General features: G+C 55.0%; 11 protein-coding genes. 7 read left to right on the forward strand and 4 right to left on the reverse strand.

The genetic code is table 11. The features are described from left to right. Position 1 precedes the first annotated feature (1 nt). Both ACMGGS_RS02675 and ACMGGS_RS02680 read left to right on the forward strand, forming a co-directional pair. Positions 2 to 1,066, forward strand: coding sequence for an ABC transporter ATP-binding protein (locus ACMGGS_RS02675; protein ID WP_414164946.1), 1,065 nt, complete (start codon positions 2 to 4; stop codon positions 1,064 to 1,066). Between the two features lie 288 nt (positions 1,067 to 1,354). Beyond that, entirely contained in the window at positions 1,355 to 3,373 is a 2,019-nt protein-coding gene (locus ACMGGS_RS02680; protein WP_414164947.1) for an FAD-dependent oxidoreductase, read from the forward strand. Here the strand turns inward: ACMGGS_RS02680 and rlmG are convergent. Then, positions 3,370 to 4,506, reverse strand: a complete 1,137-nt coding sequence (gene rlmG / locus ACMGGS_RS02685; protein ID WP_414164948.1) for a 23S rRNA (guanine(1835)-N(2))-methyltransferase RlmG — start codon at positions 4,504 to 4,506, stop codon at positions 3,370 to 3,372. The two genes, ACMGGS_RS02680 and rlmG, sit on opposite strands and share 4 nt — an antisense overlap. Positions 4,507 to 4,591: 85 nt before the next feature. Between rlmG and ACMGGS_RS02690 the strand changes: the two genes are divergently transcribed. The 5 genes from ACMGGS_RS02690 to sstT all read left to right on the forward strand — a co-directional run bounded on the left by ACMGGS_RS02690 (position 4,592) and on the right by sstT (position 9,862). Next, a complete protein-coding gene (locus ACMGGS_RS02690) occupies positions 4,592 to 5,083 on the forward strand; it encodes a M48 family metallopeptidase (RefSeq protein WP_414164949.1) in 492 nt (163 codons plus the stop codon). 89 nt (positions 5,084 to 5,172) lie between these two features. Continuing rightward, a complete protein-coding gene (locus ACMGGS_RS02695) occupies positions 5,173 to 5,865 on the forward strand; it encodes a vancomycin high temperature exclusion protein (protein WP_414164950.1) in 693 nt (230 codons plus the stop codon). Positions 5,866 to 5,965: 100 nt separating this feature from the next. Next, positions 5,966 to 6,964 (forward strand): Gfo/Idh/MocA family protein, encoded by a 999-nt coding sequence (locus ACMGGS_RS02700; protein ID WP_414164951.1) that lies wholly within the window; start codon positions 5,966 to 5,968, stop codon positions 6,962 to 6,964. A 427-nt stretch (positions 6,965 to 7,391) separates the two neighbouring features. Then, positions 7,392 to 8,357 (forward strand): TerC family protein, encoded by a 966-nt coding sequence (locus tag ACMGGS_RS02705; protein ID WP_414164952.1) that lies wholly within the window; start codon positions 7,392 to 7,394, stop codon positions 8,355 to 8,357. A gap of 260 nt (positions 8,358 to 8,617) precedes the next feature. Then, positions 8,618 to 9,862 (forward strand): serine/threonine transporter SstT, encoded by a 1,245-nt coding sequence (gene sstT / locus ACMGGS_RS02710; RefSeq protein ID WP_414164953.1) that lies wholly within the window; start codon positions 8,618 to 8,620, stop codon positions 9,860 to 9,862. Between the two features lie 16 nt (positions 9,863 to 9,878). On the opposite strand, the gene ACMGGS_RS02715 is transcribed toward sstT, so the two are convergent. The 3 genes from ACMGGS_RS02715 to uxaC all read right to left on the reverse strand — a co-directional run bounded on the left by ACMGGS_RS02715 (position 9,879) and on the right by uxaC (position 13,433). After that, the gene (locus ACMGGS_RS02715) at positions 9,879 to 10,433 is read right to left on the reverse strand and encodes a YgjV family protein (protein WP_176919894.1); all 555 of its coding nucleotides are present in this window, start codon (positions 10,431 to 10,433) and stop codon (positions 9,879 to 9,881) included. A gap of 81 nt (positions 10,434 to 10,514) precedes the next feature. Next, positions 10,515 to 12,002: a UxaA family hydrolase gene (locus tag ACMGGS_RS02720; RefSeq protein ID WP_276158870.1), complete on the reverse strand. Its 1,488-nt coding sequence runs from the start codon at positions 12,000 to 12,002 to the stop codon at positions 10,515 to 10,517. 18 nt (positions 12,003 to 12,020) lie between these two features. Further along, the gene (uxaC, locus tag ACMGGS_RS02725) at positions 12,021 to 13,433 is read right to left on the reverse strand and encodes a glucuronate isomerase (protein WP_414164954.1); all 1,413 of its coding nucleotides are present in this window, start codon (positions 13,431 to 13,433) and stop codon (positions 12,021 to 12,023) included. Positions 13,434 to 13,713: the final 280 nt, after the last annotated feature.

The following is a 13,713-nucleotide window of genomic DNA, read 5'->3' on the forward strand; positions in this document are numbered from 1 at the left end:
TATGACGGCCCTCACCTTACGTAACATTCATAAGAAATACGATAAATCGACCATTATTGAAAACCTGTCGCTGGAGATCGCCTCCGGTGAATTTATCGTTCTCGTTGGCCCTTCCGGCTGCGGTAAATCGACCCTGCTACGCATCATCGCCGGGCTGGAACTGCCGGACGGAGGAACGCTCATGATGGGCGAAAATGATGTCACCCGGCTGGCGGCGGGCAAGCGTAATCTCTCCATGGTCTTTCAGTCCTACGCGCTCTATCCGCACATGACCGTGCGGGAGAACCTGGCGTTCGGGTTAAAGAACATCAAAACGTCTGCAGAAGAGATCGACACGCGCATCCAGCAGGCCTCGCGGATGCTGAAGCTGGAAGAGATGCTGGATCGCCTGCCGCAAAACCTCTCCGGCGGCCAGCGTCAGCGTGTGGCGATTGGCCGCTCTATCGTCCAGCAGCCGGAGCTGTTTTTGTTCGACGAACCGCTGTCAAACCTTGACGCCGCGCTGCGCGTGGAGATGCGCCAGGAGATCCAGCAACTGCATAATACGTTGCACAACACTATGGTTTACGTGACGCACGATCAGGTGGAAGCGATGACGCTGGCGGATCGCATCGTGGTGCTCTACAAAGGTAAAATTGAGCAGGTCGGCACGCCGCTGGAGCTGTATAACACGCCCGCCAACCTGTTTGTGGCGGAGTTTATCGGTACGCCGAAAATCAACGTGCTGCCTGCGGTGTGGCGGGAAGGCGCATTGCAGGTCACGGATAATTTAACGTTGCCGTTACGCCGCGCGCCGCAGGGAGTGCGGGAAGGAGACAAGCTGTTCGTCGCGCTGCGCCCGGAGCATTTACAGTATGAGGGCGACGGCGAGTTCACGCTAACGGCACGCACGCGACTGTGCGAGCTACAGGGGGATTCCACGCTGGTGTGGTTGGATCTTGACGGCCATTCAGTCTGCCTGAAATCCTTTCGCCAGTTGAGTTTCCCGCAGGGAACAGTGCTGAATTTATCGATTGCTGAGCAGCATCTGCACCTGTTTGATAGCCTGGGGAAACGGCTGCCCTGAGGCGCTGGCATCGGCAGGTTGCCTGTCTGTGTCTGGCACCGTGCCCATTCTGCCCGGTGGCGCAAGCTTACCGGGCCTACGAGATCGATGATTAACAAACGTTCACTCATGTGTAGGCCGGGCAAGGCGCCGCCGCCGCCCGGCATTGCAACGCCGGGGCCACCCGTAGTCGGCGATCTTTGATTCCCATCACAATCACCACACAGATCTTTTCCCTTTTTCGCTGCGCCCGCTAAATTAGTAACTCATCCGACCACATAACAATAATTTTACATACTGGACGCAATTATGAGCTATCCGTCGCTGTTCGCTCCGCTCGATCTGGGCTTTACCACCCTGAAAAATCGGGTATTAATGGGTTCCATGCATACTGGTCTGGAAGAGCGTCCCGACGGCGCGGAAAGGCTGGCGGCGTTTTATGCGGAACGCGCCCGCCACGGGGTAGCGCTGATCGTCACCGGCGGTGTCGCCCCGGCGCTTTCCGGCGTGACGATGCAGGGTGGCGCGGTATTAACCGATGCCAGCCAGCTTGCGCATCATCGCCCGATCACCGATGCAGTCCATCAGGAAGGCGGAAAAATTGCCCTGCAAATCCTGCACACCGGGCGCTACAGCTATCAGCCACACCTCGTCGCTCCCTCACCTCTTCAGGCACCGATTAACCGCTTTACGCCGCGCGAACTTACCCACGGCGAGATCCTGGCGTTGATTGACGATTTTGCCCGCTGTGCGGCGCTGGCGCGTGAAGCCGGATACGATGGTGTGGAGGTGATGGGTTCCGAAGGCTATCTGATTAACGAATTCCTCGCAGCACGTACCAACCAGCGTGATGATGAGTGGGGAGGCGATTACGCCCGGCGGATGCGTTTTGCCACTGAAGTGGTGCGTGCCGTTCGCACCCGCGTCGGCGAGGAGTTTATTATTATCTATCGCCTGTCGATGCTCGATCTGGTGGAAAACGGCGGCACGCTGGCAGAAACCATCCAGTTAGCACAGGCGATTGAAGCGGCGGGCGCCACCCTCATCAACACCGGTATTGGCTGGCATGAAGCGCGTATCCCAACCATTGCCACGCCGGTTCCACGCGGGGCGTTTAGCTGGGTAACGCGCAAACTGAAGGGTAAAGTCACGATCCCGCTGATTACCACCAACCGCATCAACGATCCCTCGGTGGCCGAGGAAATCCTCGCGCGCGGCGACGCCGATATGGTCTCTATGGCGCGCCCTTTTCTCGCCGATGCGGCGATCCTCTCCAAAGCCCGGGCCGGTCGGGCGAATGAGATCAACACCTGCATCGGCTGCAATCAGGCCTGTCTGGATCAGATCTTCGCGGGCGAAGTCACCTCCTGTCTGGTCAATCCTCGTGCCTGCCATGAGACGTTGATGCCCATCGTCCCCGCCGCCATAAAGAAAAACCTGGCGGTGATCGGCGCGGGTCCGGCGGGACTGGCCTTTGCGGTTAACGCCGCCGCGCGCGGCCACAGCGTGACGCTCTTTGATGCGCAGGCTGAGATCGGTGGTCAGTTTAACGTTGCCAAACAGATCCCCGGCAAAGAAGAATTCTATGAAACGCTGCGTTATTATCGGCGGATGATCGACGTTACCGGCGTGGCACTTCAGCTCAACCATATCGCCACAGCGGATCATCTGCATCTCTTCGATGATGTGATCCTCGCCAGCGGCATTGAACCGCGGATCCCGCCGATTGACGGCATTGATCACCCGAAGGTCCTCACTTATCTCGATGTACTGCGCGACAAAGTTCCGGTCGGCGAACGGGTGGCGATTATTGGCTGCGGCGGGATCGGGTTTGATACCGCAATGTATCTGAGTCAGCCCGGCGATCCCACCAGCCAGAACATTGCTGAGTTCTGCGTAGAATGGGGGATCGACACCAGCCTGCATCAGATCGGCGGTCTGCGCCCGGAAGGTCCACAGTTGCCGAAAAGCCCACGGCAGATCGTCATGCTCCAGCGCAAAGCCAGCAAGCCGGGTGAAGGTCTGGGGAAAACGACCGGCTGGATCCACCGCGCCACGCTGCTGGCACGCGGCGTGAAGATGATCCCATCCGTCAACTATCAGAAGATCGACGATGAGGGATTACACGTCCTGATCGGCGGTGAAGCGCAGGTGCTGAACGTTGATAATGTCGTGATCTGCGCCGGTCAGGAGCCGCGCCGCGATCTGGCAGAGCCGCTACGGGCGATGGGTAAGACGGTACACCTTATCGGCGGCTGCGACGTGGCGCTGGAACTGGACGCCCGACGCGCGATTGCGCAGGGCACCCGGCTGGCACTTGAGATCTAGCGGCGACGACCCAGCTTCACCGATTTCAGTACCACAAACTTGCTGTTGGTGGCGATCGTTTCGCAGTTACCGAAAATCTTTTTCATCTTGTGGAAGTAGTCAAGATGACGGTTGGCCACAATATATAACTCGCCGTTAACCTTCAGGCAGCGGCGCGCGTGGTGGAACATCTCCCATGCGATGTTATCCGTCAGCGCGTGCTGCTGGTGGAACGGCGGGTTGCACAGTACGGCGTTAAAGCGGAACGGCTCGACGCCGGAGAGCGCGTTATTGATCATAAACTCACAGCGATCCAGCGCATCCGGCATGTTGGTTTCCACGTTCAGACGGCTTGACGCCACCGCCATCGGCGATTCATCGACAAACACCACCGTCGCTTCGGGGTTTTTATCGAGCAGCGTCAGGCCAATCACGCCATTACCGCAGCCCAGATCGACAATTTCGCCTTCCAGGTTATCCGGCAGGTGTTGCATAAAGAAACGCGCGCCGATATCCAGACCGGTACGGGAGAAGACGTTAGCGTGGTTGTGGATGGTCCACGGCGTGCCTTCCAGCGTCCAGCTCAGGGTTTGCGGCGCGTCAACCAGCGTTGGCGCAGTAAAGGTACAGTTGATCAGACGCGCTTTTTTCCACGCCAGCGTGGTTGTCGTCGGACCGAGGATCTTTTCAAACAGCGCCAGCGTGGAGTTATGAATATCCCGCGCTTTGGCCCCGGCAATAATGCGCGTTTCGGCGGTGGCGACCAGACGCAGGGCGCGAAGCTGCTGCTCCAGTAAGGCCAGCGTTTTCGGGATTTTAATCAGTACGATACCCGGTGCCTGCGGGTAAGGCGCGGTGCTGTCGAGAAAAGTGACGTTCCCTTCTTCGATTTCATTGTGGCGTAAGTTTTCCCGTGTACCGAGTTCGCTTAAATACGAATCACCGATGCTAAACGGCTTATGTTCCGCCAGCGCGCAGCTCAGTGCGCCGAAGGTATCGTTAAAGATCAGGACCGGGCCGCTGATGACGGTATCGTCCAACTGTTGCAGCAGATATTCATCCGCCGCTTCCCACGCCTGTAGCGGGTTGACGTCATCCGTTTCGGGGAAGCGTTTAAGATCCAGTGAACGGAAACCGTTGTCTATGTGGCTCATCGGCCCTCCAGAATGGTAAAATTTCGGTGTTATCCCTAAAAGGGTGCGTGAGTATACTCTTTTTTACTGGCAGCGTGGGGCATTGATGAGCAATCTTAACTATCTACAGGGCTATCCGGAAAACTTGCTTTCCCAGGTCCGCACGCTTATTGCTGAACAGCGGCTCGGCGAGGTGCTACAAAAGCGCTATCCCGATAGCCACGAGATCGCCACCGACAAAGCGCTCTGGCAATATACTCAGGATCTGAAAAGTCAGTATCTGCGTAGCGCCCCGCCGATCAATAAAGTCATGTATGACAATAAGATCCACGTATTGAAAAACGCCCTTGGTCTGCATACGGCTATCTCTCGCGTGCAGGGTGGCAAGCTAAAAGCAAAAGCTGAAATCCGCGTTGCCACCGTGTTCCGCAACGCGCCGGAACCGTTCCTGCGAATGATCGTGGTACACGAACTGGCGCATCTGAAAGAGAAAGAACATAACAAAGCGTTTTACCAGCTCTGTTGCCATATGGAACCGCAGTATCACCAACTGGAGTTTGACACCCGTCTGTGGCTGACGCATCTGGCGCAGCCATGAGTCCGAAAACAGAATTGATTTTAATCTTCTGCGTGTGTTTTGCGCATTCCAGTTTATTCTCTGTCACAGGGAATGATAAGGAATGAACAATGAACGCAAGACGGATAGCTACAGCACTCTCTCATTTTATTTTTAACCGCTATTTTTTTATTCTACTGCTGGTGGTGGTCATCGCGGCGGGAGGACTGATTGTCTACGCCAGTCACACTATGATCGCCTCCACTCAGGGACGGCTTTACGATCGTGCTGACCATCTTCCTGCCCGCAAACTGGCGCTGGTGCTCGGCGCAAAGCCCGGCAACCGCTACTTTACCCGACGTATTGACGCCGCTGCCGAGCTATATAAAGCAGGTAAGGTCAAATGGCTGCTGGTAAGCGGCGATAACGGCAAAGTACATTATGACGAACCTTCTGCGATGCGTAAGGCACTGCTCGCGAAAGGCGTTCCTTCAGAAGCGATCTACTGCGATTACGCTGGTTTCTCTACGCTCGACTCCGTTGTCCGCACGCAAAAAGTTTTTGGTGAAAATCGTTTTATCATTGTCTCTCAGCAGTTTCATAACCAGCGGGCGATTTGGCTGGCGCAGCAGTATGGTATTGATGCCATTGGCTTTAACGCGAAGGATTTAACCGACAGGCACGGCAGATATACCCAAATGCGGGAGAAACTGGCGCGAGTCAGCGCGGTACTGGATGCCAAAATATTGCACCGCCAGCCAAAATATCTTGGCCCAACCGTCACGATTGGTTCCAACGCTAAAAGCGGCTGTCCCGTCCAGTAAATCGGGATGGATATAACGTTATGCGCTATGGAGCACTCGTTTTGTCATGTCGTCATGCTACATTGGCGGCAGGATCACACAATGGAGTACATATTCGTTTATGATACGTTTCGCAGTCATTGGCACAAACTGGATCACCCGTCAGTTTGTCGATGCCGCCCATGAAACCGGTAAATACACGTTAACCGCGGTTTACTCGCGCAGCCTTGAGCAGGCGCAGCATTTCGCCAGTGATTACCCGGTGGAGCACCTGTTTACCTCGCTGGAAGAAATGGCTAACAGCGACGCTTTTGACGCTGTGTATATCGCCAGCCCCAACGCCCTGCACTTCCCGCAAACGCGATTGTTCCTCAGCCATAAGAAGCATGTGATTTGTGAAAAGCCGCTGGCATCAAATCTGCGTGAGGTGGAGGAGGCTATCGCCGTGGCGCGCGAAAATCAGGTAGTACTGTTTGAAGCCTTCAAAACCGCCAGCCTGCCTAACTTTCTGCTGCTGCAACAGTCGCTGCCGAAGGTGGGCAAGATCCGCAAGGCGTTTATTAATTACTGTCAGTACTCTTCCCGCTACCAGCGCTATCTGGACGGCGAAAACCCGAATACCTTTAATCCGGCCTTTTCTAACGGCTCGATTATGGATATCGGTTTTTACTGTCTGGCGTCAGCGGTCGCGCTGTGGGGTGAACCGCACAGCGTTCAGGCGTCCGCCAGTCTGCTGGAAAGCGGCGTGGATGCGCACGGTACGGTGGTCATGAATTACGGTGATTTTGACGTCACGCTGCATCATTCAAAGGTGAGTGACTCTGTGCTGGCGAGCGAAATTCAGGGCGAAAATGGATCGCTGGTGATCGAAAAACTCTCCGAGTGTCAGAACGTGGCCTTTGTACCGCGCGGTGGCAAAGCGCAGGATCTGACGCAGCCGCAGCACATCAATACCATGCTTTACGAGGCTGAGGTTTTTGCACGCCTGGTGGAGACCGGTGAGGTTAATCATCCGGGACTGGCTGTCAGTCGAACCACATCGACATTGCAGACGGAAATCCGCCGCCAGACCGGGGTTGTCTTCCCGGCGGATGACGTCAATGTGCAGGCGACCGCGTAAAACTGTGTAAAAGGCAGGTTGCGGGGCATTGACCAGATGAATGCCCTGTCATAATTTGTTACCTGCAAAGGGGAGTAACTTCATTGCCGGTGGATCGTCATTACGATGCGGAAATCCGTATCCGGTTACCGGGCAACTTAAGTCACGCTGACGTCTGCCGGATGGCGCTTCGCTTATCCGGCCTACAAAAAGCAGATCCGCCAGGCATAACGCCATCCGGTCTCCACCATCTAGGCCCGATAAGCATAGCGCCAGCCGGTCTCTACCACGTAGGCCCGATAAGCATAGCGCCATCGGGCAGGCAAACAGCGCAGGCTGGAGTTGTAAGTGAGACCTTGCCGGAAGGCGAGGTCTATGCATAAACGCGCAGCGGCTGACGTCTTCTGACCTCAGCCGTTTTTGTTTTTATGCGTAAAGGAGTTGCTCTATGAATACTGTCGGCACACCGCTGTTGTGGGGCGGATTCGCGGTGGTTGTGGTGATTATGCTGGCTATTGATCTCCTGTTACAGGGGCGTCGCGGCGCACACACCATGTCAATGAAACAGGCCGCGATCTGGTCTCTGGTCTGGGTCTCACTCTCCCTGCTGTTTAACGCCGCGTTCTGGTGGTATCTCGCCACCACGCAAGGGCGGGCCGTTGCCGATCCGCAGGCGCTGGCGTTCCTTACCGGGTATCTGATCGAAAAAGCGCTGGCGGTGGATAACGTTTTCGTCTGGCTGATGCTGTTCAGCTATTTTGCCGTGCCCGCCGTGCTACAGCGTCGCGTGCTGATCTACGGCGTTCTCGGGGCGATCGTCCTGCGCACCATCATGATCTTCGCTGGTAGCTGGTTGATTACCCAGTTTGACTGGCTGCTGTACGTCTTCGGTGCTTTCCTGCTGTTTACCGGGATCAAAATGGCATTGGCGAAAGAAGATGAAAGTGGGATCGGCGAAAAGCCGGTGGTGCGCTGGCTACGTAGCCATTTACGCATGACAGATCGAATTGAGAGCGAGCATTTCTTCGTGCGTAAAAACGGTCTGCTGTTTGCCACACCGCTGCTGCTGGTACTGATCCTGGTCGAACTCAGCGACGTGATCTTCGCGGTGGACAGCATCCCGGCGATCTTTGCGGTCACCACCGATCCCTTTATTGTGCTGACCTCCAACCTGTTCGCGATCCTCGGCCTGCGCACCATGTACTTCCTGCTGGCGGGCGTGGCGGAACGCTTCTCAATGCTGAAATACGGGCTGTCGATCATTCTGGTATTTATCGGCATTAAGATGCTGATTGTCGACTTCTACCATATCCCGATTGCGGTCTCGCTGGGCGTTGTGTTTGGTATTCTGGTACTCACATTGCTGATTAATCTGTGGGTGAACCATCAGCGCGATAAGCAACAGTTGGGGTAATCATTTTAGGCAGGAGATGCCCTTTCAGGACGAAAGCAAAAGCCCGTCAGCAGACGCTGTGCGGGCTTTTTGTTCAATATGTCACATTCTTGTTAAATAAAAGTTATAAAACATGATCCCCGCATAAAACCCAGCATATTTCGCTTCCCGAAGTTTGATCTTTCCTTATACTCGACCAGGCAAACACTTTGTTACATCCTGAAAGATGCGCCATCAGAGCGCACAAAGGATGAGCAACAACATAATGAAAGGATCAAGAAATGACGACGCAACGTACTCCGGGGCTATTCCAGCGTTTAGCTCAAGGGAGCCTGGTTAAACAAATTTTAGTAGGTCTTGTACTGGGTATTATACTGGCATGGATTTCACAACCAGCGGCGATTGCCGTCGGTTTACTGGGCACGCTGTTCGTCGGTGCACTTAAAGCCGTCGCACCAGTGCTGGTATTAATGCTGGTCATGGCATCAATCGCCAATCATCAGCACGGGCAAAAAACGTCTATTCGCCCGATTTTGTTCCTCTACCTGCTGGGAACCTTCTCCGCCGCGCTGGCCGCCGTGGTATTCAGCTTCGTCTTTCCCTCAACGCTCCATCTCGCCAGTAGTGCGAACGATATTGTGCCGCCAACGGGCATCGTTGAAGTGCTGCGCGGCTTATTGCTGAGCATGGTCGCGAATCCGATCGATGCCCTGCTTAACGCGAACTATATCGGCATTCTTGTCTGGGCCGTTGGCCTGGGTTTTGCCCTGCGCCATGGCAACGAGACCACCAAAAATCTGGTCAACGATATGTCCAGTGCCGTCACCTTTATGGTGCGTCTGGTTATTCGTTTTGCGCCGATTGGGATTTTTGGTCTGGTCTCATCAACCCTGGCTACCACCGGTTTTGCAACGCTGTGGGGCTACGCGCACCTGCTGGTGGTGCTGATTAGCTGCATGCTGCTGGTCGCGCTGGTGATTAATCCGCTGCTGGTGTTCTGGAAAATTCGTCGTAACCCGTACCCGCTGGTGTTTGCCTGCCTGCGTGAAAGCGGCGTTTACGCCTTCTTTACCCGCAGTTCCGCCGCCAATATTCCGGTCAATATGGCGCTGTGCGAGAAGCTGAATCTGGACCGCGATACCTATTCCGTCTCTATTCCGCTGGGCGCAACCATTAACATGGCAGGCGCGGCGATCACCATCACGGTATTAACTCTGGCGGCGGTCAGCACGCTGGGTGTGCCGGTGGATCTGCCGACAGCATTGTTGCTGAGCGTGGTGGCTTCCCTGTGCGCCTGCGGAGCGTCCGGCGTGGCGGGCGGCTCCCTGCTGCTTATTCCGCTGGCGTGCAATATGTTCGGCATCCCCAACGATATCGCCATGCAGGTGGTGGCCGTCGGGTTTATTATCGGTGTCCTGCAGGATTCCTGTGAAACAGCGCTGAACTCCTCTACCGATGTGCTGTTCACCGCGGCGGCGTGCCAGGCGGAAGACGAACGTCTGGCGAACAACGCCCTACGCAGTTAATGATATAGCCTCTCCGTCACCGGGCGGAGGGGCTTTCTTCCTGTACGCGTTTTTCAATCTTAAACGGATCGATACCGCGTTTCTGCATCCGCCAGAAACGAATGATGTTCAGCCCATTCATAATCAAAAAACTGCCTTCAATCAGCGTGCCGCCAATCGATCCCAGCCAGAAGTTATGCGCGACCCAGCAGGCGGTTGAGCACCACATCACACAGCGGGTGGTCAACCCTTTGCAGCGGAACAGCGCCCAGGTACTGACGGTGGTGCCGATAATCGGCAGAAGTTCCATCGCATGATGCAGTTTGCTGAAGCCGAGGATCAGAGTCAGAGCGATAAACACGCTCATCACCCAGAGTCTGCGGGTGCGCAGGGAGATAACGGTGCGAATGGCGTTCAGTTCTGCGCTCATGCCCGCCGGATAAGCGCCCATCAGGAAAAAGTGCAGTCCGATCACCGAACTGTAGACGGCAAGCTGAAGCTTGAAACGTCGCTCGTCACGGTTGATAAAGGTGGTGATACCAATCAGAAAGGCGATGACGCCGACGCCCTGGGCCAGCCAATACGCGGTCATGACAACATCCTTAGCGGATAGAGAAAAGAAAACGGCGCTTCATTATATGAAACGCCGTTTTAAAATGCTAACTACAAATAATTACAGCGTTACGCCACTTTTGAATATCGCCAGTTCGCGGAAATCGTTGCGCTCGTTACAGGCTTTTTTGCCGCTGGCGATGTCGACGATGGTATCGACGAATTCGCTCAGTAACTGCGGCATGGCTTTGCCATGAATAAGCTGCCCGGCGTCAAAATCAATCCAGTGCTTTTTCTTCGCCGCCAGTTCACTGTTGGTGGCGATTTTTACGGTCGGAACAAATCCGCCGTAAGGCGTGCCGCGACCGGTACTGAACAGCACCATGTGGCACCCTGCCCCGGCCAGTGCGCTGGTAGCCACGGCATCATTGCCCGGCGCACTCAGCAAATTAAGGCCGTGGGTTTTCAGACGTTCACCGTAGCGCAGCACGTCAACCACCTGGCTGGAACCGGCTTTCTGCGTACAGCCCAGCGATTTATCCTCAAGCGTCGTGATACCACCCGCTTTGTTGCCCGGCGACGGATTTTCATAAATCGGCTGGTTGTGGGCGATGAAATACTGTTTGAAATCGTTGACCATGGTCACCAGCTTTTCAAACGTTTCTTCGTCGCGACAGTGGCTCATCAGCAGTTGCTCAGCGCCGAACATCTCCGGTACTTCGGTCAGTACGGTCGTCCCGCCGTTGGCAATCACATAGTCAGAGAAGCGCCCCAGCATCGGGTTGGCAGTGATCCCGGAAAGGCCGTCTGAACCGCCGCACTCCAGACCAAATTTCAGCTCACCCAGCCTGCCCGGCTCGCGCTTGTCGTGGCGCATCACCTCGTAAAGCTGATGCAGATGCTCCAGGCCCGCTTCAATTTCATCTTCCTGATGTTGCAGAACCATAAAATGCACGCGCTCAGGGTCGAAATCACCCAGCGTTTCGCGGAACACATCGACCTGGTTGTTTTCACAGCCGAGACCAACCACCAGTACCGCGCCCGCATTCGGGTGACGCACCATGTTTTGCAGCATCGTGCGGGTGTTGATGTGATCGTCGCCCAGTTGCGAACAGCCGTAGGTATGGCTGAAGAGGAAAACGCCGTCGGTGCCTTCCGCGTCGTTGGTCTCTTTCAGAAAACGGTTCTGGATCTGCCGGGCAATGCCGTTGACGCAACCAACGGTCGGCAGGATCCACAGTTCATTACGCACGCCAACGTCACCGTTGGCGCGACGGTAGATCTGAACTTCACGATCCGCAGGCTGTACTTCTTCAGCCTGAAAATCAGGTTGATAGCGATACTCGTCCAGATCGCTGAGGTTAGTGCGCGTGTTATGGGCGTGGATATGTTCCCCGGGCGCAATATCCGTCAGCGCATGACCAATAGGCAGACCATATTTTGTGACGTTTTCCCCTTTCGCAATGGCGCTAAGGGCAAATTTGTGCCCGCGCACCACGTCCTGACGCAGCGTGACGGTTTGACCGTCAACGGTCACTTCGGTACCGTTTTCCAGGTCAGCCAGCGCGACGGCGACGTTGTCCTGCGAATGGATCTTAATGTATTGCATATCAACCAACCTCAAGGCTTAGTTCAGTTCAATGGCGAAGTAGTCACGCGCATTGTTAAAGCAGATATTTTTCACCATCTCGCCCAGCAGCTGAATATCTGCCGGGGCTTCGCCTGCTTCGACCCAGCGACCAATCATCTGGCACAGAATGCGACGGAAATATTCGTGACGGGTGTAGGAGAGGAAGCTACGGCTGTCAGTCAGCATGCCCACGAAGCGGCTTAACAGACCAAGCTGCGCCAGTTGGGTCATCTGACGTTCCATGCCGTCTTTCTGGTCGTTAAACCACCAGCCAGAGCCGAACTGCATTTTGCCCGGCATCCCTTCTCCCTGGAAGTTGCCGATCATGGTGCCCAGCACTTCGTTATCACGCGGGTTCAGGCAGTACAGAATGGTTTTCGGCAACAGATTTTGCTCGTTCTGTTTGCTCAGCAGTTTGGACAACTCTTCCGCCAGCGGACGGTCATTGATGGAGTCAAAGCCAACATCCGGCCCCAGCAGTTTGAACTGGCGCTGGTTGTTATTGCGCAGCGCACCGATATGGTACTGCTGCACCCAGCCGCGACGGGCATATTCTGCGCCAAGAAATACCAGTACGGCGGTTTTGAACTGGGCGACTTGATGCTCGTTCAGAGTTTCGCCGGAGAGACGGCTCGCCAGAATGCTGTCCAGCTCGGCATCGCTCGCTTCCGCAAACAGCACCACGTCCAGCGCATGATCGGAGACTTTACAGCCGTGAGCGGCAAAGTGATCCAGCCGTTTGGTCAGCGCGGTTTGCAGATCGCTAAAGCGACGGATGTCGGTATCGGAAACTTCACCCAGCTTCGCCATGTAGTCGTTGAACGTCGCCTGTTCGATGTTGAACGCTTTGTCAGGACGCCAGCTCGGCAGCACCTTAACGGTAAAGCTGGTGTCTTTGGCGACGCTGGCGTGATGCTCCAGAGAATCAATCGGATCGTCGGTGGTGCCGACCATCTTCACATTCATCTGCTGCATGATTCCACGGGCAGAGAATGTGTCCTGCGCCAGCAGTTCATTACCACGTTCCCAGATTTCATCCGCAGTAGATGGTGAAAGCAGCTTACCTGTAATACCAAACGGGCGGCGAAGCTCCAGATGCGTCCAGTGGTATAACGGGTTGCCGATAGTGTGCGGCACCGTAGCGGCCCAGGCGTCAAACTTCTCACGATCGCTGGCATCGCCCGTACACAGGCGTTCGGCCACGCCATTGGTGCGCATCGCGCGCCATTTGTAGTGGTCGCCTTTCAGCCAGATATCATACAGGTTTTTAAAGCGGTAGTTCTCAGCGATCTGCTGCGGCGGCAGGTGGCAGTGAAAGTCAAAAATCGGCTGGTCTTTGGCGTAGTCGTGATAGAGACGGCGGGCAAATTCAGTATCCAGCAGGAAATCTTCGGTCATAAACGGGGTCATTTCATCTTCCTCTCAGAGAGTGCGTCTGATGCATATGTTCAATGCTGACAAAGTTATCACACCAATTTCTACAGTCCGAGCATATTTTCGTGAGTTAGATCAATAAAAAAGGATAAAAAAACTACTCCCTGGGGAGTAAAACAATGTCAACTCGTTGCTTTGAAAGGCTTTTATTGCACAAATCAATATCCTTACAAAGATTCACACATTTGTGACGGCACTCACCTTTTAAAGTTGTATGACAAGTTATCTTTCTGCCGTCGCAACACATAGCGTCAAT

It is taken from the genome of Superficieibacter sp. BNK-5 (genome assembly GCF_047456055.1).
In the GTDB taxonomy this organism is placed as follows: domain Bacteria; phylum Pseudomonadota; class Gammaproteobacteria; order Enterobacterales; family Enterobacteriaceae; genus Superficieibacter.